Origin of the sequence: Mucilaginibacter mallensis, assembly GCF_900105165.1 — a bacterium.
GTDB lineage: Bacteria > Bacteroidota > Bacteroidia > Sphingobacteriales > Sphingobacteriaceae > Mucilaginibacter > Mucilaginibacter mallensis.
Genome location: NZ_LT629740.1, coordinates 5,012,002 through 5,037,597, shown reverse-complemented (window position 1 = coordinate 5,037,597; position 25,596 = coordinate 5,012,002). Strand labels below are relative to the sequence as shown.

At 42.2% G+C, this 25,596-nt stretch carries 23 protein-coding genes; 20 read left to right on the top strand and 3 right to left on the bottom strand.

Annotated elements, in window-relative coordinates:
- Positions 1-7 precede the first annotated feature (7 nt).
- The 12 genes from BLU33_RS20530 (at position 8) to BLU33_RS20475 (ending at position 14,164) form a co-directional block, all read left to right on the top strand.
- Positions 8-1,495, top strand: a complete 1,488-nt coding sequence (locus BLU33_RS20530; protein WP_091377634.1) for a RagB/SusD family nutrient uptake outer membrane protein — start codon at positions 8-10, stop codon at positions 1,493-1,495.
- 20 nt (positions 1,496-1,515) lie between these two features.
- On the top strand, positions 1,516-2,361 hold the full coding sequence (locus BLU33_RS20525; RefSeq protein ID WP_091377632.1) for a LamG-like jellyroll fold domain-containing protein: 846 nt from the start codon (positions 1,516-1,518) through the stop codon (positions 2,359-2,361).
- Between the two features lie 100 nt (positions 2,362-2,461).
- Positions 2,462-4,144, top strand: a complete 1,683-nt coding sequence (locus tag BLU33_RS20520) for a glucoamylase family protein (protein ID WP_232009337.1) — start codon at positions 2,462-2,464, stop codon at positions 4,142-4,144.
- Positions 4,145-4,159: 15 nt separating this feature from the next.
- Positions 4,160-5,506 carry a glucoamylase family protein gene (locus BLU33_RS20515; protein WP_091377627.1) on the top strand — a complete coding sequence of 449 codons (1,347 nt, stop codon included), beginning with the start codon at positions 4,160-4,162 and terminating at the stop codon, positions 5,504-5,506.
- A gap of 41 nt (positions 5,507-5,547) precedes the next feature.
- Positions 5,548-7,836, top strand: a complete 2,289-nt coding sequence (gene bglX / locus BLU33_RS20510) for a beta-glucosidase BglX (protein WP_091377624.1) — start codon at positions 5,548-5,550, stop codon at positions 7,834-7,836.
- 148 nt (positions 7,837-7,984) lie between these two features.
- Entirely contained in the window at positions 7,985-8,854 is an 870-nt protein-coding gene (locus tag BLU33_RS20505; RefSeq protein WP_157682280.1) for an AraC family transcriptional regulator, read from the top strand.
- Between the two features lie 68 nt (positions 8,855-8,922).
- Positions 8,923-9,573 (top strand): HD domain-containing protein, encoded by a 651-nt coding sequence (locus tag BLU33_RS20500; protein ID WP_091377618.1) that lies wholly within the window; start codon positions 8,923-8,925, stop codon positions 9,571-9,573.
- A gap of 145 nt (positions 9,574-9,718) precedes the next feature.
- Entirely contained in the window at positions 9,719-10,459 is a 741-nt protein-coding gene (locus BLU33_RS20495; protein WP_091377615.1) for a hypothetical protein, read from the top strand.
- A gap of 15 nt (positions 10,460-10,474) precedes the next feature.
- Positions 10,475-10,858, top strand: coding sequence for a DUF302 domain-containing protein (locus tag BLU33_RS20490; RefSeq protein ID WP_091377611.1), 384 nt, complete (start codon positions 10,475-10,477; stop codon positions 10,856-10,858).
- A gap of 56 nt (positions 10,859-10,914) precedes the next feature.
- Positions 10,915-11,817, top strand: coding sequence for a helix-turn-helix domain-containing protein (locus BLU33_RS20485; protein ID WP_091377607.1), 903 nt, complete (start codon positions 10,915-10,917; stop codon positions 11,815-11,817).
- A 166-nt stretch (positions 11,818-11,983) separates the two neighbouring features.
- Entirely contained in the window at positions 11,984-13,186 is a 1,203-nt protein-coding gene (locus BLU33_RS20480) for an MFS transporter (RefSeq protein ID WP_091377604.1), read from the top strand.
- A gap of 75 nt (positions 13,187-13,261) precedes the next feature.
- Positions 13,262-14,164, top strand: a complete 903-nt coding sequence (locus BLU33_RS20475) for a metallophosphoesterase family protein (RefSeq protein WP_091377601.1) — start codon at positions 13,262-13,264, stop codon at positions 14,162-14,164.
- 318 nt (positions 14,165-14,482) lie between these two features.
- Here BLU33_RS20475 and BLU33_RS20470 read toward each other — a convergent pair whose 3' ends face one another.
- Positions 14,483-15,706, bottom strand: a complete 1,224-nt coding sequence (locus BLU33_RS20470) for an MFS transporter (RefSeq protein ID WP_091377598.1) — start codon at positions 15,704-15,706, stop codon at positions 14,483-14,485.
- A 48-nt stretch (positions 15,707-15,754) separates the two neighbouring features.
- Positions 15,755-16,417: a FadR/GntR family transcriptional regulator gene (locus BLU33_RS20465; RefSeq protein WP_091377595.1), complete on the bottom strand. Its 663-nt coding sequence runs from the start codon at positions 16,415-16,417 to the stop codon at positions 15,755-15,757.
- A 347-nt stretch (positions 16,418-16,764) separates the two neighbouring features.
- On the opposite strand from BLU33_RS20465, the gene BLU33_RS20460 reads away from it, so the two are divergent.
- The 4 genes from BLU33_RS20460 to BLU33_RS20445 all read left to right on the top strand — a co-directional run bounded on the left by BLU33_RS20460 (position 16,765) and on the right by BLU33_RS20445 (position 20,219).
- Positions 16,765-17,226: a GNAT family N-acetyltransferase gene (locus tag BLU33_RS20460; protein ID WP_091377592.1), complete on the top strand. Its 462-nt coding sequence runs from the start codon at positions 16,765-16,767 to the stop codon at positions 17,224-17,226.
- Positions 17,227-17,234: 8 nt separating this feature from the next.
- The gene (locus tag BLU33_RS20455; RefSeq protein WP_091377589.1) at positions 17,235-18,431 is read left to right on the top strand and encodes an aminotransferase class V-fold PLP-dependent enzyme; all 1,197 of its coding nucleotides are present in this window, start codon (positions 17,235-17,237) and stop codon (positions 18,429-18,431) included.
- Between the two features lie 117 nt (positions 18,432-18,548).
- On the top strand, positions 18,549-19,289 hold the full coding sequence (locus tag BLU33_RS20450; RefSeq protein ID WP_091377587.1) for a hypothetical protein: 741 nt from the start codon (positions 18,549-18,551) through the stop codon (positions 19,287-19,289).
- 156 nt (positions 19,290-19,445) lie between these two features.
- The gene (locus BLU33_RS20445) at positions 19,446-20,219 is read left to right on the top strand and encodes an HAD-IIA family hydrolase (protein WP_091377584.1); all 774 of its coding nucleotides are present in this window, start codon (positions 19,446-19,448) and stop codon (positions 20,217-20,219) included.
- A 39-nt stretch (positions 20,220-20,258) separates the two neighbouring features.
- On the opposite strand, the gene BLU33_RS20440 is transcribed toward BLU33_RS20445, so the two are convergent.
- Entirely contained in the window at positions 20,259-21,119 is an 861-nt protein-coding gene (locus BLU33_RS20440) for a helix-turn-helix domain-containing protein (RefSeq protein WP_091377581.1), read from the bottom strand.
- A gap of 235 nt (positions 21,120-21,354) precedes the next feature.
- Here BLU33_RS20440 and BLU33_RS20435 point away from each other — a divergent pair, with 235 nt between their 5' ends.
- The 4 genes from BLU33_RS20435 to BLU33_RS20420 are packed head-to-tail and all read left to right on the top strand — an operon-like array spanning position 21,355 to position 25,594.
- Positions 21,355-21,939 (top strand): DUF4255 domain-containing protein, encoded by a 585-nt coding sequence (locus BLU33_RS20435; RefSeq protein ID WP_091377579.1) that lies wholly within the window; start codon positions 21,355-21,357, stop codon positions 21,937-21,939.
- Entirely contained in the window at positions 21,936-23,120 is a 1,185-nt protein-coding gene (locus BLU33_RS20430) for a hypothetical protein (protein WP_091377575.1), read from the top strand. Before BLU33_RS20435 ends, BLU33_RS20430 begins: the two co-directional genes overlap by 4 nt.
- Before the next feature lie 12 nt (positions 23,121-23,132).
- Positions 23,133-25,115 (top strand): phage tail sheath family protein, encoded by a 1,983-nt coding sequence (locus BLU33_RS20425; protein WP_091377573.1) that lies wholly within the window; start codon positions 23,133-23,135, stop codon positions 25,113-25,115.
- A gap of 41 nt (positions 25,116-25,156) precedes the next feature.
- Positions 25,157-25,594, top strand: coding sequence for a phage tail protein (locus BLU33_RS20420; RefSeq protein ID WP_091377570.1), 438 nt, complete (start codon positions 25,157-25,159; stop codon positions 25,592-25,594).
- Positions 25,595-25,596: the final 2 nt, after the last annotated feature.

Below are 25,596 nucleotides of genomic sequence, written 5' to 3'. Positions count from 1 at the left end.
ACTTACAATGAAAAATAGAAAATATTATATACAAAACGCGATCGGGTTAAGTATGATCGCTGCCCTTTTTGTATCGCAAGGATGTAAAAAGAGTTTTCTGGATGTACATCCGGCCACTACTACAACAGCTGCACAATTCTGGAAAACTTCTGCCGACGCAACATCAGCCATAAACGCTATGTATGCTGATCTGCACACTTATAATGAGATCGCCTTCCCTTCAATCGCGCTTGAAAGTATGGGATCAGACGATGTTACCAAAGGATCGGTACCAACGGATGCGAGCTATATGAATGAATACCATACTTTTTCGGTTACCGCTGGCGAAGGGCAATTGGAAGGCTTTTGGTTGGGAATGTATGGCAGCATCAACTTCGCTAACCAGATATTGGATAATGTTCCGGCTATCAGCATGGATGCTTCATTAAAAGCAAGGTATTTAGCCGAAGCGCAGTTTATACGCGCCTATGATTATTTCAGGCTGGTAAATGCATTTGGCGATGTTCCTCTACGTATCCACGTTCCAAAATCAGCAACGGATTATAATTTGGCCCGTACACCTAAAACACAAGTTTACGCACAAATTGAGACTGATTTAACAGCAGCTGCTGCTGTGTTGCCTGCTACTTACAGCTCGGCTGATATTGGCCACGTTACCAAAGGTGCTGCATTAGCTTTACATGCAAAGGTTGCCTTATACCAAAAGAAATGGAGCGATGTGGTAACCTATACTAATGCTGTAACCGCTTTAGGCATTTACTCTTTATTCCCTAATTATGAGAAGATGTTCAGAACTACCAACAAAAATAATGTTGAATCAATCTTTGAAATTCAATGTATGTTAATACCAAATAACCCAGGTGCATCAAACTCACAATACTCACAGGTGCAAATGCCAAGGGGGACCGAGCCAGCAACCGGCTGGGGTTTTAACGACCCAAGCACAAGCCTAATAGCTGAGTTTGAATCGGGTGATCCGCGCCTGGCGGGAACGGTTATTTTCACCGGCCAAACTACACCAGAGGGTGATTTGATTGATGCGTCTGCTCCTAACCCGTATTATAACTTAAAATCATATGTGCCTTTCAGCTTATATGTTTCAGGTTATAACCAGGGCTGCCAGCAGGATAAGATCGTTTTACGCTATGCCGAAGTATTATTAATGAATGCCGAAGCTAATAACGAATCAGGCAATTCTGCTGCTGCATTAGCCGATATTGAACTAATAAGGGCAAGAGCGAGAGAAGGTAGCACTACCATTTTACCAAAAGTTACTACTACCGATCAAGGGGCTTTACGTACTGCCATCTATCATGAAAGACGTGTAGAATTAGGGATGGAGTTTGATCGCCATGCTGATGTTATACGTACAGGCAGGGGAACTGCTGTATTTGGTTCATTGGGTTTTGTTGCAGGCAAAAGTGAAGTTTGGCCTATACCACAAACTGAGATCGATTTGAGTGCCGGTACATTGGTACAAAACCCTGGTTATTAATTTATCAAATAAATAAAGAGATGAAAAGAAATCATAATATACTTATAGCTGTGCTTACGGGCCTGGCAATAGTATTCACAATATCAGCATGCCAAAAAAGCTTCGACCCTAAATCGTATGCTCCGAAAAAGCCGGCACCTACATTTGGCGGCTACAGCTCATCAAGCCAAATTGAGGCAGATAGCTTAGTTGCTTACTGGAACTTTAGCAATACGCTAACTGATAGTATTTCAAAATTAACAGGTACTGCAACAAACAGTTCTTTTGCCGCGGGTATTTTTGGCCCGGCATACCAGGGGTCGCTTACCGGCTATGCGGTATGTAAATCATCGCCTGCATTGGCAGCCCTGCAAAAGTTTACAGCTAGTGTTTGGGTGAATACTACCCCTCCAACAACCGGTCTGTTAGACTATTTTACGCTTTCAAATACGGTTAACTTTTGGGGTAATGTTGAAATGTTTTTTGATAACGGCAGTACCAATACCGATGCGCATGTACGTATTCACTTATCGCAAAGTGGCACTGATAATACTTTTGCAGCAGAAGTACCGGGATGTTTTAATGGCTGGGTGAATTTAATTTTCAGCTATGATGTAACTGGTGCCTGTACGTTATACATGAATGGTAAGTCGGTGGCTACAGGTAAGGCAGGTACATTAACTGGTCCGCTGGTGTTTCAAAATGTGGGGAATGTAGTGTTTGGCTGTACACAGTTTACGACTGTTCCAAGTCAAACTGCAGGTTCAGGGGCACAACCCTGGGCAGCTAACCTGCCGGGTAAAATAGATCAGGTTAGGGTTTATAATAAAGTGCTTTCAGCTAATGAAGCATCGGCATTATACAACCTTGAAAACTTAGGAAGATAGTATTGGGTTAAAATAAGGGTTGCCTGGTGTGAGCTGGGCAGCCTTTTTTACAAATGTTTAATTTGGTGGGTTGGCCATTCTGATGATTAGTAAACCGGGCATGAGATATATAAAAATTTGTTTAGGGTTGATGGGTTTCGCGGGGATGTATTCATGCTCAAAAAGCAGCGATGGGGCAAATACTACGCCTACCCATCCGGTGCCGCCAACATCTTCGTTTACGTTTAGCTCGGCAAAGGTTAATGGTGTTAGTAATGGCCTTACTTATATAAATGTTAATGCTACGCCGGTTATAAAACTGTCATTTGCCGCAGCGATTAGTACGGCCTCTGTAAACAGCAGTATAGCTTTTACAAGTTCTACAGGTACTACAGTAGCTTATACAGCTATCTATCAAAATGGTGATAGTACGGTGGTTATAACGCCATCAAAACTATCCTATCTAACCAAATATACTATTGCTGTTTCCACTGCGCTTAAGTCATCAAAAGGGGGCAGCCTGGAATCGGCTTATAATATCAATTTAACTACCTCCATTGATTCAATAAACAAATTCCCAACTATTACTGATGATGCCTTGCTTACCCTGGTACAGCAGCAAACTTTCAAATATTTCTGGGATTTTGGCCACCCCACCAGCGGCCTGGCACGTGAGCGCAATACATCTGCCGATGTAATTACTACCGGTGGTTCAGGATTTGGTATTATGGCCATAGTTGTGGGTGTAAACCGTGGCTTTATTTCAAGAGCGCAGGGCTTAACGCGCATGCAAACTATAGTTGGTTTTCTAAAAAATAACGCGCAAACATTTCATGGCGCGTTTCCACATTGGTTAAATGGGGTAACAGGTGGGGTTGTTCCTTTCAGTACACAGGATGATGGCGCTGATTTAGTGGAAACTTCCTACCTGATGGAAGGCCTGCTTACCGCCCGCCAGTATTTTAATGGATCTGGCACCGATGAAACCAATCTGCGGACTGACATCAACACTTTATGGAATAATGTGGAGTGGGACTGGTTCAGGCAGAACGGGCAGAATACCTTGTACTGGCATTGGAGCCCTGACTATGCATGGTCAAGCAATCAAACTATATCAGGCTGGAACGAGGCATTGATCACTTATGTTTTGGCGGCATCGTCAACAACACATTCTGTGCCTAAAATTGTTTATACAAATGGCTGGGCAAATAATGGCGCTATGAAAAATGGCAGCAGCTATTTTGGCGTAACATTGCCATTGGGCCCGGTGGAAGGTGGTCCGCTGTTCTTCACGCATTATTCGTTCCTGGGTATCAACCCTAATGGTTTAACCGATGCTTATGCCAGTTACGATGTGCAAAACAAAGCACACGCCATGATCAATTATGATTATTGCGTAGCAAACCCCAATAATAACCAGGGCTACAGCGCCGATTGCTGGGGATTAACCGCCAGCGATATTGAAAACGGTGGTTATAATGCAAGTTCACCAACCAGCGATGTGGGCGTAATTGCACCAACAGCGGCTATCGCTTCACTGCCTTATACGCCAACGCAATCAATGGCGGCGTTGAGGTTCTTTTATTATAAATTGGGCGATAAAATGTGGGGGCCATATGGTTTCTATGATTCCTTTGATTTGAATGATGCCTGGTTCGCGACATCTAACCTGGCAATTGACGAAGGGCCGATAATTGATAATATTGAAAATTACCGTAGCGGTTTGCTCTGGAACTTATTTATGAGTTGCCCCGAAGTAAAAACCGGTATGAAGAGTCTGGGTTTTACAAGTCCTAATCTCTAGCTATATAACACTTAAATGAAAAAAATACTTATATCCTCTTTTCTAATGCTAACGGCAATTTTTTGCCGTGCACAATCATCGGCAACAACTTCAGCTGAGAGCATAAAGCCTGTCGGTATCATAAAAAATCTGACTGATAGCGCTTTGCTTGATGTGGTACAGCGTCAGACATTTCGCTATTTCTGGGATTTTGGCCACCCTATAAGCGGCCTGGCCCGTGAGCGCAGCAATGTAGCCTTTAATTATGGCAACGAGGTGGTGACCATTGGCGGCTCAGGTTTTGGGGTGATGGCCATGATAGTAGCCACGGAAAGAAAATGGATAACCCGTGAACAGGCTGATGACCGTATGCTGAAGATCGTCGATTTTTTATACAAGGCGGATTCCTATCACGGTGTGTTCCCGCATTGGCTGAACGGTGCAACTGGTAAAGTGATCCCTTTCGGGCGTAAGGATGATGGCGCTGATCTGGTGGAAACCTCTTATCTGTTCCAGGGCCTGCTATGCGCAAGGCAATATTATAATAATGATAACCCAAAAGAGCAACATATCCGCGATGTGATCAACTGGATGTGGAACGATATTGAGTGGAGTTGGTTTACACATGATGGCAGGGATAACCTATACTGGCACTGGTCGCCTAATAATGGCTGGGCCATGAACTTCGCCATTCGCGGGTATAATGAATGCTTAATAACCTATGTGCTTGCTGCCTCAGGCACACGTTACCCGGTTACAGCCAATGTTTACCATAACGGCTGGGCACAAAGCGATTTCTTTAAAAATGGCAAAACTTTTTACAATATAAAACTGCCGCTGGGCTTTGATTATGGCGGCCCGTTGTTCTACACCCATTATTCATTTTTGGGCTTAAACCCTAAAGGTTTGAAGGATGAATATGCGGATTACTGGGAGCAGAATTTAAATCATACCCTCATTAATAGGGCATATTGTATTGATAACCCCAAAAAATACAAAGGCTACGGCGAAAACTGCTGGGGGCTAACCGCCAGCGATAATTACGAGGGCTATAATGCACACTCGCCAACTAATGATTTGGGGGTGATAACGCCAACTGCGGCTTTATCCGCATTTCCATATACACCGCAATATAGTATGCAGGCGCTGCGACATTTTTATTATGATATGGGCGATAAGATCTGGGGCGAATACGGCTTTACCGACGCCTTTAGCGAATCGCATAACTGGTATTCAAAATCGTACCTGGCTATTGACGAGGGGCCTATTGTGGTGATGATTGAGAACTATCGTACAGGCTTATTATGGAAATTATTCATGAGTTGCCCCGAAGTAAAAGGTGGCCTGCAAAAACTGGGTTTTGAAAGCCCCGCAATAAATTAAATATATATTCTACCCAAATAAAAACTAAAAAATCAATACCAATGATACGTAGGCTTATCTGTTGTTTTCTGCTTATAGCACCTTTTACAAATTCCTTTGCCCAGTCCGTTTCACCGGCACAACAAAAAAAGATGGACGCTTTCATCACAAATTTAATGTCGAAAATGACATTGGATGAAAAGATCGGCCAGCTAAACCTTGAAGCAGTGGGCTTTGATGTAACGGGCCCGATAGTGAGCAAGAACGTAAACGAGAATATACAAAAAGGCAACGTTGGCGGTGTATTTAATACCTACACGCCCGATGCTGTACGCAAATTGCAAGAGATTGCGGTTAACCATAGCCGCTTAAAAATACCATTGTTTTTTGGTTACGATGTGATACACGGCCATAAAACAATTTTCCCGATCCCATTGGGTTTAGCCTCAAGTTGGGATCTGGATATGATACAAAAATCAGCGCAAATAGCAGCTTCAGAAGCCAGCGCCGACGGCCTGAACTGGGTGTTCTCGCCAATGGTTGATATTGCCCGCGACCCACGCTGGGGTCGTATTGCCGAAGGTAATGGCGAAGATACCTGGCTGGGCTCACAGATTGCTGCAAGAATGGTTAAAGGCTACCAGGGCAATAATTTGTATGATACCGATCATGTAATGGCTTGCGTAAAGCACTTTGCCTTATATGGTGCGGCTGAATCAGGCCGCGATTATAACACGGTTGATATGAGTGAGCGCCGTATGTACCAGGACTATTTGCCGCCATATAAAGCCGCTATTGATGCCGGTGCAGGTAGCATCATGTCGTCCTTTAACGAGATAAACGGTGTGCCGGCAACTGCCAACAAATGGCTGATGACCGATCTGCTGAGAAAGCAATGGGGCTTTAAGGGCTTTGTAGCTACCGATTACACCGCTATGATGGAACTGATACCACATGGTATGGGTAAAGATGGTTATGCCGTTGGTAAAAAAGCTATTGATGCCGGTATTGATATGGATATGGTGAGCGATATTTTCCTGGATAACCTTAAAAAACTGGTTAATGATGGAAAAGTGCCTGTGTCAGAGATTGATATTGCTTGTCGCCGCATACTGGAGGCTAAATACAAAATGGGTTTGTTTACCGACCCATACCGTTACTGCAATGTACAACGTGCAGCAACAACCATCATGAAACAGGATTACATTGATGCAGCGCGTGATGCCGCTAAAAAGAGTATCGTACTATTAAAGAACAACAACAGTGTATTGCCACTAAAACAAGGCGGTTCTATAGCGTTGGTTGGCCCGCTGGCGGATGACCACAGGGATATGATAGGCCCATGGAGCGGCGCTGGCGACTGGCATAAATCGGTATCGGTTTTAGATGGTATAAAGCAACTGGCAGGCTCAAACGTGCAGATCAATTATGCTAAGGGCGCAAATATTACTGACAGCGAATGGCTGTTAAAGCGTTTAGGCAAAGATGAACTGAGCTTTGATAAACGTTCGCCGCAGGAAATGATAGACGAGGCGGTAGCGGCAGCTAAAAAATCAGATGTGATAGTGGCTGTAGTTGGTGAAGCGGCTACCATGTCGGGCGAAGCTGCAAGCCGCTCGGATATTGGTATTTTCCCTAACCAGGAGGACCTGCTGAAGGCCCTGAAAGCAACCGGCAAGCCATTGGTAATTGTATTAATGAACGGCCGCCCGCTTACACTAAACTGGGAGAATGACAACGCCGATGCTATGCTCGAAGCCTGGTTTGGCGGTACTGAGGCAGGCAGTGCTATAGCCGATGTGTTGTTTGGCGCGTATAACCCGTCAGCAAAAATTACAGCTACTTTCCCGCAAAATGTAGGGCAGATACCTTTGTACTATAGCCATAAAAATACAGGCCGCCCTTATGCAGGTGATTTTGTTGATCGCTACAAATCACGTTACCTGGATGTATCAAATGATCCATTATATCCGTTTGGCTTTGGGCTAAGCTATACTACATTTACTTATAGCCCTATCAAACTAAATACAACCAGTATTAAACCTGGTCAGCCTTTACAAGTAAGTGTAACTGTTAGTAATACGGGTAAATATGATGGTACAGAGATAGTACAGCTTTATACCCGCCAAATGTATGGTTCGGTAACACGCCCGGTTGAGGAATTGAAGAACTTTAAAAAGGTATTCCTGAAAGCAGGGGAGAGCCAGGTAGTGAATTTTACCATCACTTCGGATGACCTGAAATTCTATAACATCGATATGAAATACACCTACGAACCGGGAGATTTCAAGGTATTTGTAGGCACCAACTCACGTGATGTTAACAGTGCCGATTTTAAATTAACGAATTAAATATTTAACTGATCTTATATTTATATCAGGGTCCTTTAGCCATAGCTAAGGACCCTTTTTTGTGCTGTGGATTTTAAAGTTTAAGTCAAATTTGATGTGCTGTAGTAATTGCTAATTGAAAAAAGCTGAACTTGCATTGCATAATCAAATGAAAAGGACAGAAAAGCCATATACCCATATACTTGCCGATAAGGATATAAAAGATTCCTTTTCGATAAATTATTGGGATGCAAGGTCATTTGAAGCAGAGCCGCATTACCGAAGTACCTATAACCGCGTGTTTTTAATTAAGGCAGGTGAGGGCGGGTTGCAAATAGACGGAACTACCTATCTAATTTCTGCCAACGACTTATTTTTAATATCCAAGGGCCAGGTTTATAACTTTAACAAAGGTGCCGTTATCAGCGGTTATGAAATAAGCTTTGGTGATTGTTTTTGGGAAAAAGCTCCTGCAAGTGCGAATAACTGTAAAGCTGTGTTATTTAATAACACCACTACTGATCAGCAGGTAGCTGTTAGTAATGCTGATCTTACGGATCTGACCGTTAACTTTAACCATCTGCATGCTGAATACGTTAAAGATGATTATATAAACAAGCCCGATGTGTTGGCAGCCTACCTAAAGATCATCATGATAAAAATAGCCAATTTAAACGCGCTGTTAACAAAAGGTAGCGATAGTTATGAAAATAAGCTTTACCGCGAGTTCCTGTACCTGGTAAATAATAAATACCAAAGCACGCATGAGGTTGCCGATTTTGCCAGGGAACTGGGTATCACCACAAGAAAACTAACCGACCTGTGCAACCGCTGCAGCGGCAAAGGCGCAAAGGATATTATAAACGGGCAGCTTATTGCCGAGGCCAAGCGATCTTTGCAGTTCTCTGCCAAAACAATTAAGGAGGTAGCGTATCAGCTTAATTTTTCTACGCCCGATCAGTTCAGTCATTTTTTTAAAAAGAATACACAGCTTTCACCTCATCAATACCGCGGCAATTTTGCACAAATTGGCATGTGATTAGCCATTTTTAACATTCTCCCAAAGGCCATATAATCCGAATTTTGAAGAAATAAAAAATCAAAATTATGGCTGTTAATAAATTAAAATCAGTTGCCGGGATAGTTATACCGGATAGCACCATCGCCACACAAGCTACCGAACTTTTGCTTGAGCATGGCACCGAATTCATTTACAACCACTCGCTAAGAGTTTTCCTTTTTTCATCGTTGAATGGTCAAAGAAATGCTTTAAAGTATGATCCCGAATTGCTGTATGTAAGCTCCGTATTTCATGACCTGGGCTTAACCCCGCATTATAGCAGCCCTGATAAAAGATTTGAAGTTGATGGTGCAGATGCCGCGCGTGATTTTTTAAAGAGCCATGGCTTGCCTAAGGAATCGTTACAACTGGTTTGGGATACGATTGCTTTACACACCACTATAGGCATTGCCGAGCATAAGGAAAATGAAGTTGCATTGATGTATTCGGGTGTTGGTTTGGATGTTATGGGAGAGGGCTATGAAAACCTGAGCGAGCAAAACAGGGAAGAAATTATAAGTGCATTTCCGCGTAATGATTTTAAGAAGAAGATCATCCCTACTTTCTTTAGTGGGTTTGAGCATAAAACAGAGACAACATTTGGAAACATTAAGGCCGATGTTTGCGCTTACATGATCCCGAACTTTCACCGTAAGAATTTTTGCGATTGCATTTTACATTCGCCTTGGAGTGAATAATTTGCATAAAATTTGACCGTAAGCCTTTAGCAATTGTTAAGGGCTTTTTTATTGCAGGAAAATCAAGATCGTAAACATTATATCTAAGTAATTATCCTCAACTTTATTGCAAAGTATTTGTTCTCAATTCATTCTCTGCTAAATAATGTACGGCACAATTTTCAAATACATGCTTACGGCTATAATACTGTTTTGCCTCATAACGCAAGCAGGGCTTGCCGGTGCACAATCTCCAAATATTACCGGAATGGTTACCGGCACTAATGAAAGATTAAGCGGAGCGATTATAAAAGATATTACAAGGCATCGCCAGATTGCGAGTGATCCTAGGGGAATGTTTTCTATTGCTGCGCAGAAAGGTGATACACTTGTAGCCGTAATGCTTAATTATAAAACCGATACACTGGTTTATAATCAACAGGATTATTTGATTATCCAATTAAAGCAAATCTCAAAAATGCTTAAGGAAGTGGTTGTTAATGATACGCTGTCAAATCCCTTAAAAGTGTATGATCAAAATAAAAAAGAATATAGCGACATATACTGGAAGGGTGATAAAAGTAAGATGGTTAGTGTATCGGTTGGTACAATGCCGGGTGTTGGCCTAAATATAGATAAGCTATATAGTGCGCTAAGCAAACAAGGACATGATGCAAGGCGCCTGCAGCGAGATTTTGCACAGGATTATAGAACCAGTATTGTAGACCAGCGTTTTAATAAAACAATGGTAAGCAAGGTAACGGGTTATAAAGGGCAAAAACTGGATGATTTTATAGTAAAGTACAAACCTTCATATGACTATGTAATTAAGGCTACCGATTACGATCTTGTGCAATACATCAAAAGAAAAATGGCGACAGATTCAAATACTACGGCTTCATTATGATTATCAATATAGCTTATGGATGCTAAAGGAGTTATTACACGTTCAAGCCCATATACGGTAAAAGAAACTATCGAGCGCTTGCAGGCCTTTTTACAGCAAAAAGGTGTAACTATTTATGCCCGGATAGATCAGCAAGCGGAGGCTAATAATGCGGGGTATAATCTGCTGCCATTGGAGTATCTCCTGTTCGGTAACCCGAAGGCAGGGGGCGTTATAATGGCAGCAAATCCGGTAGTTGCGCTTGATCTGCCTCTGAAAGTTATTGCCTGGGAAGATGATCAACAAAAAGTTTGGATAGCTTATAACGATCCTTTATATATTCAGGAACGGTATGCTTTGCCTGATGGTGTTATTGCTCCGCTTAATCTTGCGCCAATTATTACGCAGGTATTGCAATAGCCATTTCAACTTGTTTATATTTGGTATGTATTTGAATTTTGCAACAAATTAAAAATATGGCCATTATTTCGCTTGAAGAGTTTTACGATGAAACATCATCATTAATGCCTAAGGGTATTAACAAGGAAATAGGCCATTTTAATGTGTTTAAAATAGAAGATCTTGTAAGTAGCAGTAAAAGGGGAGTGATGCCCTACAACAGGCGGGCTTATTATAAGATCAGTATCATCAGCGGGCGCAACAAGGCTGAGTATGCCGATAAGGTAATTGATATTGAGAAGAATGCCCTGCTATTCGCCACGCCAAAAGTGCCTTACCACTGGCTGCCGCAGGATGATAAGCAGTTTGGCTATTTCTGCATTTTTACCGATGAGTTTTTGATCCACAGCAAAAGTGGCGTAGTACTGGATGACCTGCCGATCTTTAATCCGGGCGGTTATCCTATATTCCAGCTTTCAGATGAGGAAACAGAGGAGATCACAGCCATCTTTAAGAAGATGTATAAGGAGTTGGCCTCCGACTATGCCTATAAATATGATCTGCTGCGTAATTATTTGCTGGAGCTGATCCATTACGGGCAAAAGCTGCAACCGGCAACAGCTTTGTACCCATCACATACAGCCTCGGCACGGGTATCATCTTTATTTATAGAGTTATTAGAAAGGCAATTCCCGATAGATTCACCGCATCAAAAGCTAAGTCTGCGTACAGCTAAAGATTATGCCGACCGATTGGCGGTACATGTAAATCACCTGAATAAAGTACTGAAAGAAAACACCGGCCGAACTACAACTGATATTATCAGCAGCCGTATAGTACAGGAAGCAAAGATCCTGCTAAAACAAACCGACTGGAATATTTCAGAGATCTCCAACAGCCTTGGGTTTGAGCAGGTGGCGCATTTCTCTAACTTTTTCAGGAAACAAACTTCCTTTGCTCCGGTAGCTTTCCGCGCATAGCGATATTTGAATTTTGCAAACTATAGTTTCTGCTTGTTTTTGGATATTATGTGTATGAATGACATTTTAAAGCCACATTTAACCGTGTAGCTTTAATTAGGAGGGATAAAAGAGTATGCTTTTTATCAGATCTCGTAACTTTGCATACTTAATAAAATAAGTGATCATGCAAGCAGAATTAGATGCGCCCGCATCCCTGTCAAAAATAAGGGTAACAATTATTGGCTTCGTAATCTTTACCTTCTTCGGATACTTTACCATAGGTTTAGCGCTGGCTATATTACCGGTATTTATTCATCAGCAATTAGGGTACAGCGCCATGGTAGCGGGCGTTATCATTAGTCTGCAATATGTAACCACTTTCCTTTTCCGGGGGTATGCCGGTAATATTGTTGACAAGCGGGGGCCAAAACCTGCGGTTATTTTAGGCATGATGGGTTTTGTTGCCAGCGGCGTTTTATTATTCATAGCCTATCTGTTCCGGGAAATTCCAATGCTGAGTTTAGGCATACTGGTTATTACACGTTTGGTTACCGGCTTTGGCGAGGGTCTCATCGGCGCCAGCCCAACAAACTGGGCCATATTTGCTGTTGGCGATCAGTATACAAGCAAAGCCATATCGATGAACGGCATTGCCAGCTATGGAGCATTGGCATTAGGCGCGCCTTTAGGCGTGATCATTAACCACAGCATCGGGATGGGCGCAATAGGTATTCTAATCATAGCAGTTTCATTGGGCGGCTTTTTTTATGCTAAAAGTAAAAGACCATACAGGGGTAAAAGGAATGCACCACGCCAATCGTTTTTACAGGTATTTAAAATAATAGCACCTTATGGTATCTGTTTGGCGCTCGGTGGCTTAGGCTTCGGTACTATTTCAACCTTTATAACGCTGTATTACGCATCGTTAAACTGGTCGGGTGCAGTGTTGTGCCTGTCGGTTTTTAGTTTATTATTTATACTGGGCCGTATTTTCTTCGAGAATTTCATTGATACCTATGGTGGTACCAAAACGGCCATTATTTGCCTTGCTCTGGAAACCGCAGGTTTGCTCACCATTTGGCTGGCCAATCAGCCCCATGCGGCACTTATCGGAGCGGGGATAACTGGTTTGGGCTTTTCACTGGTGTTTCCTGCATTGGGTGTGGAGGCAGTTAAATTGGTATCGGGTTCAAATAAAGGGGCCGCGCTTGGTGGTTATGGATTGTTTATTGATATGTCGCTGGGCGTTACAGGTCCGTTGGTCGGTGGTGTAGCCAGCCGTTTCGGTATGGAGTATATCTTTCCGTTTAGCATGGCAATGGTATTTATAGGGTTTGTATTTGCGGTGGTGCTTAATTACCGAAAGACAATCATGCCCGAAGATTAGCCTATCCTTGCTTCGTTAAAAATTTCATACTGAATTAATATCAGCATAGCTACTTTTATAAAAAATTTAAGGAGTATGGAAAGAAGATCGGCTATTAAAACGCTTGGCGGCGCATTATTGATTCCCTCGTTAGCTTTAGGTAATACCACAGCAGACAAAAAGAAAGTTTTACGCATAGCGCACCTTACCGATATTCATCTCAAAAATCAATTCAACGCTCCCGAAAGATTTACCAAATGCCTGCATCATGTGCAACAGCAATCGCCTAAGGTTGATTTTATATTGAATGGCGGCGATATTGTGTTTGATATCAACAAAGAGAACATCAACGCTATTAATGATCAGTGGAAATTATCGCACCATATCATGCAATCGGAGTGCAGCCCGCCGGTACACTATTGTTTGGGCAACCATGATATTTGGTGGAATGAGGACGATAAGGGCCAGGCTTTATACGGCAAGCAATATTCAATGGATCAGCTTAAACTGGTAAAACCTTATTACAGCTTTGTTAACAGCGGCTGGAAGTTTATTTTATTAGATAGCGTTCATCTGGATATCGACGGTACATGGTATATCGGTAAATTGGGCGATGAGCAGTTTTCCTGGCTGGAGAATGAACTGAAAACGACCGATCCGACAGTGCCGGTATTGGTTATGTCGCACATTCCCATCCTTACGGCCACTAATTTAATTGAGGACGATATTGTAAATAAATGGGTAATGACTGGCGGCGATATGCATACCGATACCTCAAAAATAATTGAGCTGTTTTATAAGCATCCCAATGTTAAACTATGCCTGAGCGGCCACATCCACCTGCGCGAAAAGCTGGTTTATAACAACGTAACCTACCTATGCAACGGTGCTGTTAGCGGTGCCTGGTGGGAAGGTAACCGCCGCGAAACTGCTCCCGGCTATGGGTTGATTGACCTGTATGCTGATGGTAGCTTTGATGAGCAGTATGTGAATTATTGAATCTAAAAAAGTAGCTGGCTAGATAGAAAACCTCTTTTACCGCAAGTCTTGTGTTGGGGAACAAGCGCTGGCTGACTTATGCTTTCTGGCATATTGGTAAGCACAAGTCAGCCACTTCACAGCCGATTGCACAAGACTTGCGCTAAAAACAGAGGCCAGATCTTTAAAAAAATGTCATTTCGAACGGGGTACGAGGAGAAAACTTCTGCACCTTGCATAACCGCTTTGCAGATCGAAGAAGATTTCTCACTATCGTTCGAAATGACAGCGTTTCTTTGTCTCCGCAGGATCTCTCGCAGAGAACCCTGCGGAAATACATTATCCCTTCTTCTTCCCTTCAATATTCGGCAACAAGCTTGTAAAAATGCCTATCAATGGTAAGAACGCGCAGATCTTGAATACATAGGCAATGCTGGTCATATCCGCTATTTTACCCAATATTGCCGAGCCTAAACCGCCCATGCCGAATGCCAGGCCGAAGAACAGGCCCGCGATCAGGCCTACTTTGCCCGGTACCAGTTCGGTAGCATAAACCAATATGGCGGAGAATGCCGAAGACAGTATAAGGCCGATGACAACCGATAAAATACCCGTCCAGAACAAGGAGGCATAAGGCAACATCAGCGTAAATGGCGCTACCCCAAGTATAGAAATCCAGATGATATATTTACGGCCAAAGCGATCGCCTAGAGTTCCGCCCAGTAAGGTTCCTGCTGCTACCGCACCTAAAAATGCGAACAGATAGATTTGTGATTGCTGCACAGATACATGGAATTTATCGATCAGGAAAAAAGTGTAATAACTGGTAATGCTCGCCAGGTAAAAGTATTTGGAAAAGACCAGTACCAGTAAGATTCCCAACGAGAATATAACCCGTTTTCTCGACAAGCCATGTGGTATTTCGTCGCTGATAATAACTTTCTTGGCCCTCAAATCTAATTGCTCACGATACCATTTTGATACTACAAGCAGTATAACTATGCCCAGTGCCGCTATCAAACAAAACCATATCACATTAAACTGGCCATATGGCACTACAATTAACGCTGCCAACAGCGGACCGATAGCGCTCCCTGCATTCCCACCCAGCTGAAAGATGGATTGTGCCAAACCTTTTTTACCGCCCGATGCCATATGAGCCACACGTGATGATTCGGGGTGAAATATGGATGAGCCTATACCAATTAAACTTACCGCGGCTAATATATAGCCAAACCCTGGCGCTAAAGACGCTGCGAATAAGCCGATTAACGTAAATCCCATGCCTATAGCCAATGAATAGGGACGTGGATGTTTATCGGTATAAACCCCTACGAATGGCTGTAAAATGGAGGCTGTCATTTGGTAAGTAAAAGTGATGAGCCCTATTTGTGTAAAAGTAAGATGGAATTTATCCTTAAGAACAGGGTAGATGGAAGGGATAATAGATTGCAGCATATCATTTATTAAATGCGACAGGCTGATAGTAAAAAGGATACTAAATACAGTTTGCTGGGCAACCTGTTTAACGTTTATAGTACTGGTGGATGGTGTTGTGTTCATTTAGAATTATTAATTAGATCAGATCATCTGATGAATTAGATTAAATTTTTAGTGATATACGTTACCTATAATTTTCGCGGCTGTATTCCAGGCTTGTTTTGGGTCGTTTGCTATGATGCTTTTCAGGAGTTGCTTGTGTAAGTGATGGGTGTCAATAAATATCTGCGTATCGGGATAAATATGCATGAACCACGTTTTAAGGTGCAGGGAAACGGACCGGTACAGGTCGACCAGTATTTCATTTTTTGATGCTTCCGCGATAGCTACGTGAAACTGGATGTCGGCATCAATACATTCTTCAATCAAGCCTGCATATGCAGCGTGTTTTCGGGCCGCCAGGCAGTTTTTCATCGTAATGATATCTTTCTCAGATCTGTTGATGGCGGCTTTCTCAGCAATTTTCATTTCCAGTAATTGCCGTACCTCGTCCAGATCTTGAACATTGGCGCGTTTCAAGCGTTTATCCATAGGTTCATTGCCGGAGGCCTGTATTACGAAAGTGCCTACACCCTGCTGTACACTCAGTAACCCGGAATTAACCAGGCTCTTGATAGCCTCACGTATAGTTGAGCGACCTACGCCAAAAGCTTTCATGAGCTCAGGCTCAATGGGTAATTTTTCATTGATCTTGTACTTACCCAATGAGATTTGCTCCTGTAATTTAGAGGCGACCTCATCGGCTAATGATTTTCTAACTATTAAATCTTTCATAGATCATATCATCTGATGAATGTAAAGGTAAAATGTTTATTTTGGAAATCAAAATTTAAGTATTTTTTACGATGATTGGGTCCTCACTTTTGTGTTCGGAAAGTGTTTTTTTTTACAACAATTGAGCGTGGAGTCACCCTGAGGCACTCGAAGGGTAAGCGCAGAGGCCTCTGCCCACATGATTCGAGTGCCTCAGCATGACACCTTTTTTATCTTCCGAATGGCTATGGTTTCTCATCGGATATTTCAATCATCCTAAAATCTGTTACCCATAAATTTACTAAAACTGCATCTGTTTTATTGTTTTAATAAGCGTTTACTTTGTTTTACATAAATGATACAAGACAATGGCACTACAGTTAATTGATTACCAACACCAATACCAGCCCTACTTTGAAAAGCTAAACAAAGCCTGGCTCGAAAAATACTTTACGGTTGAACCTCTTGATAAATGGGTGCTGGAAAACCCTGAGGAGGCACTGTTGCAACACGGAGGTAAAATATATTTTGTAACGCTGAACGGCGCAATAGTAGGTACAGTAGCGCTCCGATTTATCGAGGATGGCGTTTATGAAATGACAAAAATGGCCGTGGATTTCAATTGCCATGGTGCGGGAGCAGGGCAGTTTTTATGCCAATCAGCAATTGATAAAGCCCGTGAGATGGGGATGGAAAAATTGATGCTATGGTCGAACCGGGTATTGGAAAACGCTATACATATCTATCGCAAATTAGGGTTTATTGAGGTGCCTGTAGTAAAGGGCGCTTATGGCAGGGCAGATATACAAATGGAAATCAACTTTAAATAATCACCGATATGGGAATTAGACCTTTTAACGAACAGGAAATACAACAATTCAGGGCCGAAACCAAAGGTACAGCACAAAGATTGCATTTTAACAATGCCGGCTCATCATTGCCGCCTGATGTGGTGCTTGACACTGTTGTAAATTATTTAACTGAAGAAGCAACCTATGGTGGTTACGAAATTGAGTACAAATACAATGCTGAATTAAACAATACCTATGCGCTTATTGCCAGGTTGATTAATGCGGATACAGACGAGATCGCCGTTGTTGAGAATGCGAGTACCGCATGGTGGCTGGCTTTTAATGGTATTGATTTCAAGGCTGGGGATGAGATCATCACATCTGAAATGGAGTATGTAACCAATTTAATAAGTTTTATCCATGCCAAAAAAACATATGGAATTGAAATAAAGGTTATACCCAATGATAAACATGGTAACTTTTCACTATCAGCGTTGGAAACTGCCATATCGCCGCAAACCAAACTGATCGCTATAACACATATTGCTTCAACAACAGGTGGGATGATGCCTATTGTTGAAATTGGTAGGGTAGCCCGTAAGCATGGTATTTTATATTTGGTTGATGCCTGCCAGTCGGCGGGGCAGGTGCCGGTTGATGTGCGGGAGGTAGATTGTGATATGCTATCGGTAACCGGCCGTAAGTACCTGCGCGCTCCACGTGGGACCGGCTTTTTATATGTGCGAAAAACTGTTCAGGATAAGTTGAAACTCCAGTTTATGGATGGCTTTACCACGCAATGGGTAAGCGAAACAGATTACAAAATCAGGGACGACGCCCGCCGGTTTGAAATGTATGAAAAGAACCGCGCCCTAATCCTCGGCCTGGGAAAAGCTGTGGAATATGCTTTAAATATTGGTATCGACAGGATCTGGCAGCGCGTACAGTATTTAGCCAATACATTGCGCGGGCAACTGAGAAATATTGAAGGTATAAGTGTTCATGATTTTGGTGATGAGCAATGCGGCATAGTAACATTTACTGTAAATGGCGTGGATAGTGCAGCAGTAAAAGCAAAACTTGCCGAAAAGCAAATCAATGTATCTGTTGGCCTGGCGAAATCAACCTTATTTTTTATGAATAAAAACCACCTGAGCAGCGTGGTAAGGGCATCGGTACATTATTATAATACTGAGCAGGAGATAGGAGTGTTGTGTGATGCCTTGCGCTATCTTATAAGTTAATTTACAGCATGACATTAGATAAATTATTACAAATTTGAGTTAAAATTGCTATTGATAATAAGGTGCTTAGGAAACTTTGTATACTTTTAGTCCGTTGTATTTCAAACCAACCTTATTATGAAAAAAATACTTTGGACTAATTTTATAGCTGCTATTCTATTACTTTCTTTCTCCGTTTGCAAGGCGCAGGATAATTACCAGCCCGGCTATATCATTCTTAACGATGGCATCCGCGTGGCGGCTTTCATCACTTTAAATGACGATGCCCCGTGGTACAATCAGCGCTATATCCGTTATAAGGATTCTACCGCTTTTGCAGCTGACCCAAATGTGAAATCGAAAAAGATTAAGGTTGATGATATGAAATGTTTCCAGGCAGGTACACGTATTTTTGATAAGATACACTATGTAAACATGGAAAACCTGCAGCTTAAAAGCATGGGCACCAATGATCATATGATGGAAAGACTGGCAATGGGCCGCATTAACGCGCATAGGTTTTATCAATACCCACAAGATTTTGTAGTATATCTGGCTTCTGATGATGAAGTTGCGCAAAAAGAAGCAGAGAAAAAGAATGACCTGATAAAAGGGTATAAAATACTGGTACAAAAGGACGACGAAACTAAATTGCATGATGCCTTTGATTTCGACCTGCAAAAATATTTTAAGGACACGCCCGAAGTATTGGAAAAATTCCAAAGCGGCGGTTATGGTAACCAGCCAATTGCTGCCCACATGAGCCTTGCACAACGGATGATTTCCCTGGCAAAAAAATCAGCCTTTAAACCTGAGGAAGCAGATGGCATTATAGCAGCCTTAAATGATTATAACGACAAAAACGTAGGTAAGAAATAAGTATAAATACCCGTTTTGTAAAAGCGCCTTCAACAACCGGAGGCGCTTTTTGTATTTAATGGCGGATTATTTAATAGTATGCTAATGCTTAAATAAATTAAACTTTACTTACTTTGCCCTGAACAATACATCAACATAAATTTAAACGATACAACTATGAAACAAGGCCTTTTGATTGATATGGATGGCGTAATTTACAGCGGCGAAGAACTGATATTTGGTGCTGATAAATTTATCAAACAATTAATTGATAAGGATATCCCCTTTACGTTTATGACCAATAACAGCCAGCGCACCAGCTTGGAGGTGATGCGCAAGCTTAAAGGATTGGGTATTACAGTTGAAGATAAACATATTTATACCAGTGCCATGGCAACGGCAAAGTTCCTGGCCGACCAGGGGCCAAATGGTACCGCCTATGTTTTAGGGGAAGGCGGCTTGTTAACCAGTTTGCATGATCATGGCATTACCCTTGTAAACACCGATCCTGAGTTTGTGATATTGGGTGAAGGCCGCAATTTTACACTGGAAATGGTACAGCGCGCGGTTGATATGATTTTGGCTGGTGCCAAGTTCATCACTACCAACCGCGACCCATCGCCCAAAAAACCAGGATGGAATAACCTGGGCATTGCGGCAACTACCGCCATGATTGAGGAAGCCACAGGTGTAAAAGCCTTTGTAACCGGCAAGCCAAGCCCGGTAATGATGCGCTCAGCCCGTAAATTTTTAGGACTGGAAACGGCTGAAACCACCGTAATAGGTGATACCATGGAAACTGATATACAAGGCGGCGTACAAATGGGGTACAAAACAATATTAGTACTATCAGGCATAGCCCGCAAAGATGACCTGGGCAAGTATGCCTTTAAACCAGATATGATTGCCAGCTCGGTTGATGAAATTGAGCTGCCGTTAAAATGGTGGTAAAGCTTATCAATAGCGAATTATAATTGTGGATGTAAATGATCATACATTATTTACATCCACCAGCTTCCTTAAAAAATGCCAGTGTTTGCCATCAATTCCCGATTTCCAGTGTATGGATGATGGTGTGAGTAACGAAAGCTTTTTAAACTCTCGTACAAGATGCATCTGGTCGGTATAGCCGGCTTCAAAAGCAATGTTGGTCCACTTTTTTTGGGGGATCCTTTCTTTTAATTTCAGGCAGGTTTCAAAGCGGTTTATGGATTGCAGTTTCATGGCTGATATGCCCACAAATTCCTTAAATATCCGCTCAAACTGCCGCGGACTCAAATTGCAGTCGCAGGCCAGTTTCTTTAAATTTAGTGTTTTGGCCGAGCTTAAAATACTTTGAGAAGCAAAAGCGATCGAAGATCTTTTGACCTGTATTTGCTCAAGCTTTTTTATAAAATAGTTATTCAGCAGGGTGGCCTGGTCGCACAGGTAGCCTATCCTGCTCAACTTGTCGGCAAGTTCTGTTAATTCCTTCCCTGCCTTGCCTTCTAATGAGAAATAATGATCGGTTATACTGGCCGGCGAAATGTTGAAGATATCATAAAAACCATGCGGCTTAAAAAAAACTACCAGGCTATTATATAAGGTGTTCTTTTTCAGGATCAGGTCAAAATTCCTTTTCGTTTGCAGGCCTAAAATAACATGCGCAGCTGTTTTTACCGGCGCAAGGCTCTTCTCTCTTATGTCTTTTATAAATGCGCAGTCCGCAAAATTAAAACTGAGTTTTATATCGGATGAGGGCATCATATAAATGCATTCATCCTCCGGTATAAAGGATTTAAAATAGGTATAAAAATAAATATGATCCTCTAACAAACTCTCCGGCTTAATGAGCTGATAAATTGGTCCCATAACTTTTTAGTTAATATTATATACATATTAAAATAATATAACTTAAAATCAACTAGGGTTGGGGGGATTGATTTTTAGTTTTAACAGGCTTGTTATCAGTTAGATGGTTTGGTGTTGTAAAAGTAGCATTTATTTAAATATTCCAAATAGTGATAAAAAAATAAATTATGTCGCTTTTGTACTATTTTCCATAAGGTTAATATCCATAGTTTTAAAAAACCTAAAATGAAAACACATGATCGATACGGCACTCGATTTTATAAGCAAACGGCTTAACGCCTTTTTGCGCGTAAAATATCAAGATCAATCAAACTCCATTGACTATATCCAGCTTAATAATATAGCATGGAATGACCAATCTATTAGCCAGCCAACCACCAATAATGCTTTTATAACACTGGTTAACATTGAAGAGGACAGAGTCAGTAAATCCCCTGATAATTATGTACGCACAAACACTGGCATAGTATACCAAAACCCCACCATTTTCCTTAATCTATATGTGCTTTTTGCTGCCAATTTAAATTCCTACGAAGAATCATTAACAAGACTGTCTTATATCATCCAGTTTTTTCAGTTTCAAAATGTTTTTACAACGCTTGATTCCCCGGGGCTGCCGCAAGGCATCGATAAGTTAATATTCGACCTGAAAACGCTCTCCTTCCAGGATCTGAATAACCTGTGGGGGATTTTGGGTTCCAAATATTTGCCATCAGTGGTATATATACTCCGGCTGGTTACTATTACCAGCGACTTTGAAATGGGTAATGTGCCATTGCTGCATGAAATAGTTGTTAACGATAAAACCCTGCAGCAATGATAGATGTAAATTTTAAGTTATTATTTACACTTCAAATATTACATAAGTATTATTTTGCTGACCAGGTATGCAATGATTTCAGCATTACATCATCAGCCACAACAAATGCTGTAGCAAGCGGCCACCGGCTTGTAGTGAGGCAGTATAACAATCAATTATATGTTGGAACACAGTTTATTAACACACAGCCGCCACCTCCACCCAACCAGGATACGCCTTTAGTGCCGGTAGAGAAAGGAATGCAGATGACCTTTTATATGTGGCTCAATAATCCCCTGTTCTTCAATTATACTAACCTGCCTTCATCATATGATACTAGTAAAATATATTATTTCACCAACAGAAATAATAACAATATCCCGGGGATGAACTTTTTATCGGCGCCCAAGTCCAGCTTACTTTATAATAGCGCCAATACCTATTTACCCGGCGATATTGCTGCAAATGGTGCCGGGATGATCTTTAGTGCTATTGCCCCCAGCGATCAGGCCAATCAGCATGGGTTGAGTGATACCGCTTTTTGGGTACAGGTTGATAACAACGGCTATGCATCGGCAGCTGATGTTTTGCAATGGAGGTTTTCTGTATCAACCTATAATTTTCAGTCGGCACAACCAGGTGCTGCTATAGCTGTTTCGGGCTATAATGCTGCTACTAATGATTATACACTTTCGGTACTGGCAAGCACCATTACTTTTAATAGTCCGGTATCGTCTTTTCCGCTTGATCTTACCTTGTTAAAACCCGGTAAGTACCTGCTTACGGTAAATGCCGACCCGCCGCAATGGATCTATATAAATGATGAGCTAAACACCTCGCGGCCATTTGCGGTGATAGATATTTTTAATGAGCCGAGTCCGCCATCATGTAACCTGGTTGATACTAACGGGTATATTTTATCGCCCGCATACACCATTTACTTCATGAACCGGGCAACCAAATGGAAATACATTATAAACAGCGGTAACAGCTATAGTATAACCGATGGCTCGAGTGTTTACCAGTTTACCCCGGCGGCAAGTACGGTAACATCATTAACACCTATACCCTTAAGTGATCAGCCGTTGGATATGAAAGTAAATGTTAACAGCAACGCGATAGCCGTAGCCAGTGCCGACCCGCAAAGGTTAGCCTCGGTGGGCGACAGTTATTTGTACTCAGAAATATATTTAAATTATTAAAATCAAAAACATATGTCACAAATAAACGAAAGCGCTATTCAAACCCCGGGGGTTTATGTAAATGAAATTCCATCATTTCCGCCATCAATCGCGCAGGTGGCAACAGCAATACCAGCGTTTATCGGGTATACGGCTATGGCAACAGACTCGAGCGGGAACAGCGTGATCAATCAGGCTGTAAGGCTATCTTCGCTGGTTGAATTTGTAACCTATTTTGGGGCAGGCCCCCCCAACCTAACCGCCAATGTTGCGCTAAATCCGGATAATAGCGTTGCTTCGGTATCCATTTCCCCAACCTACCAGTTGTTTAATTCCATGTGTATGTACTTTAACAATGGCGGGGCAGATTGTTATATCATTTCTGTGGGCCTGTACTCAACAACGGCCCCCAATATATTGGATTTCATTAACTCGGCCAGTATAACACCCATGTGCCTTGATGTACTGAAACTGGAAGATGAGCCAACCCTCATCGTAATACCCGATGCGGTATCGCTGGGTAACAATTACTATACGCTGATGGTGCAGGCTTTAGTACAATGCGGTGCTCTTCAGGATCGCTTTACCATACTCGATGTTCCGAATGGCACTGTCCCACGGTCATATGATAACAACGATGTAATTACCCTGTTCAGGGATGGGATAGGGAGCATGAATCTTAATTATGGCGCTGTTTATTACCCGTACCTTAAATCAAGCCTGCCGGTTACTATTTCATACAGTAACACAGTTTTGAGTCAGGGTGGCTTTGCTACCAGTTTAAATTTAATTGTATCAGGCAATCCTTTTATCACCCAAATAACAAATACCAGCGCTGATTTTACCGGTAAAGTAAGCCCATTATTAACATTGGCTACTACTACCAACATACTACCACCCAATATTGTTACTAAAGCGCAGCTTATAAGTGCAATAACAGCAATTTATGCTAATCTTAAAGCGTTTGCAGGGCTTACCGGCCTTACTGATACTACACCAGCACCAACCACACCACCAATGCCTCCGGGTAAAACTATCAGCGGTATTTACGCGGGATATATTACGCCAAGTACTGCCAGCCCGTCAACACCGTTTGAGTATTTATTGGAGCAACTGTTTCTTATTGATAATCAATATCCCGTTGGCGCCAAACCCGGCGTGGTGAAACCCACTGTAGATTTTCCTTTATATACCAATCTCCCAACGCCTGCTATGGTACTGCCTCCGGGAATAACCAGTATATATGGCAACACTGTGCCTTCTGATCCGGTTGCTTTTATAGCCGCTACAGTTACCTCACTGGCCGCTAAGGTGGTAAGCCTTATTACCAGTTTTTATAATGATTCATTAAACCTGATGAATGGCCTGGAACAACAGGTAATTTCATCAAGCGGGATTTATGCCAATATTAAAACCGCGATAGCCAATGCCGGTATAGTAGTACCGCCGAGTGGCGCAATGGCTGGTGTTTATGCATCTGTTGATAGCTCACGCGGGGTATGGAAAGCGCCTGCCAATGTAAGCCTTAACACGGTTATAGCACCAATGGTAAATATTGATGATGATACGCAGGGCGATCTGAATATTGATACCAACGCCGGTAAATCAGTAAACGCAATTCGTGCATTTACAGGTAAGGGCACCCTGGTTTGGGGCGCGCGCACGCTTGATGGTAATAGTAATGATTTCAGGTACATATCTGTACGCCGTTTTTATATAATGGTTGAGGAATCGGTAAAACTGGCTGCCATGCAGTTTGTGTTTGAACCGAACGATGGCACTACCTGGGTTCGGATCCGTGCCATGATTGAAAACTACCTGACCAACCTTTGGCGCCTGGGCGCATTGGCCGGCTCAAAACCTGAGCAATCATTTTATGTAAAAGTGGGCCTGGGGCAAACCATGGTATTTGATGATATACTTAATGGCCGCCTGATAGTTGAAATTGGTATGGCGCCGGTTCGCCCTGCTGAGTTCATCATACTGCGCTTTTCACAAATACAGCAAACCTCTTAATTCCTTACTAATCAATTTCACATTCTTAAACTAAAAATATTATGGCTACAGCTAATTATCCACTACCCAAGTTTCACTTTAGTGTGGATTGGGGAGGTACACGTATAGGTTTTACCGATGTAAGCGGACTTGACATAACAAACGACATCATAGAATACCGCGACGGCGCGAGCCCTGAGTATCACAAAATAAAAATGCCCGGGCAACGTAAGTTCAGCAACATATCGCTTAAACGCGGCGTATTTAAATCAGACAATGATTATTATAACTGGTTCAACACCATTAATATGAATACGGTGGAGCGCCGCGATATAACCATCAGTCTGCTTGATGAAACACTTGCGCCGGTTATTGTATGGAAGATCAAAAATGCATGGCCAACAAAAGTTACCTCAACCGATCTGAAGGCTGATGGCAACGAGGTTGCTATTGAAACGCTTGAACTTGCACACGAGGGCCTCACCATACAAAATGATTAACC

Bases quoted from the DNA above. Each gene is read 5' to 3' on its own strand.
- BLU33_RS20445 (WP_091377584.1), top strand. From the start codon at position 19,446: ATGAAACAAGGCCTTTTGATTGATATGGATGGCGTAATTTACAGCGGC.
- BLU33_RS20525 (WP_091377632.1), top strand. From the start codon at position 1,516: ATGAAAAGAAATCATAATATACTTATAGCTGTGCTTACGGGCCTGGCA.
- BLU33_RS20435 (WP_091377579.1), top strand. From the start codon at position 21,355: ATGATCGATACGGCACTCGATTTTATAAGCAAACGGCTTAACGCCTTT.
- BLU33_RS20495 (WP_091377615.1), top strand. From the start codon at position 9,719: ATGTACGGCACAATTTTCAAATACATGCTTACGGCTATAATACTGTTT.
- BLU33_RS20530 (WP_091377634.1), top strand. From the start codon at position 8: ATGAAAAATAGAAAATATTATATACAAAACGCGATCGGGTTAAGTATG.
- BLU33_RS20420 (WP_091377570.1), top strand. From the start codon at position 25,157: ATGGCTACAGCTAATTATCCACTACCCAAGTTTCACTTTAGTGTGGAT.
- BLU33_RS20450 (WP_091377587.1), top strand. From the start codon at position 18,549: ATGAAAAAAATACTTTGGACTAATTTTATAGCTGCTATTCTATTACTT.
- BLU33_RS20485 (WP_091377607.1), top strand. From the start codon at position 10,915: ATGGCCATTATTTCGCTTGAAGAGTTTTACGATGAAACATCATCATTA.
- BLU33_RS20505 (WP_157682280.1), top strand. From the start codon at position 7,985: ATGAAAAGGACAGAAAAGCCATATACCCATATACTTGCCGATAAGGAT.
- BLU33_RS20460 (WP_091377592.1), top strand. From the start codon at position 16,765: ATGGCACTACAGTTAATTGATTACCAACACCAATACCAGCCCTACTTT.
- BLU33_RS20470 (WP_091377598.1), bottom strand. From the start codon at position 15,706: ATGAACACAACACCATCCACCAGTACTATAAACGTTAAACAGGTTGCC.
- BLU33_RS20515 (WP_091377627.1), top strand. From the start codon at position 4,160: ATGAAAAAAATACTTATATCCTCTTTTCTAATGCTAACGGCAATTTTT.
- BLU33_RS20475 (WP_091377601.1), top strand. From the start codon at position 13,262: ATGGAAAGAAGATCGGCTATTAAAACGCTTGGCGGCGCATTATTGATT.
- BLU33_RS20490 (WP_091377611.1), top strand. From the start codon at position 10,475: ATGGATGCTAAAGGAGTTATTACACGTTCAAGCCCATATACGGTAAAA.
- BLU33_RS20455 (WP_091377589.1), top strand. From the start codon at position 17,235: ATGGGAATTAGACCTTTTAACGAACAGGAAATACAACAATTCAGGGCC.
- BLU33_RS20430 (WP_091377575.1), top strand. From the start codon at position 21,936: ATGATAGATGTAAATTTTAAGTTATTATTTACACTTCAAATATTACAT.
- BLU33_RS20440 (WP_091377581.1), bottom strand. From the start codon at position 21,119: ATGGGACCAATTTATCAGCTCATTAAGCCGGAGAGTTTGTTAGAGGAT.
- BLU33_RS20480 (WP_091377604.1), top strand. From the start codon at position 11,984: ATGCAAGCAGAATTAGATGCGCCCGCATCCCTGTCAAAAATAAGGGTA.
- BLU33_RS20465 (WP_091377595.1), bottom strand. From the start codon at position 16,417: ATGAAAGATTTAATAGTTAGAAAATCATTAGCCGATGAGGTCGCCTCT.
- BLU33_RS20520 (WP_232009337.1), top strand. From the start codon at position 2,462: ATGAGATATATAAAAATTTGTTTAGGGTTGATGGGTTTCGCGGGGATG.
- bglX (WP_091377624.1), top strand. From the start codon at position 5,548: ATGATACGTAGGCTTATCTGTTGTTTTCTGCTTATAGCACCTTTTACA.
- BLU33_RS20425 (WP_091377573.1), top strand. From the start codon at position 23,133: ATGTCACAAATAAACGAAAGCGCTATTCAAACCCCGGGGGTTTATGTA.
- BLU33_RS20500 (WP_091377618.1), top strand. From the start codon at position 8,923: ATGGCTGTTAATAAATTAAAATCAGTTGCCGGGATAGTTATACCGGAT.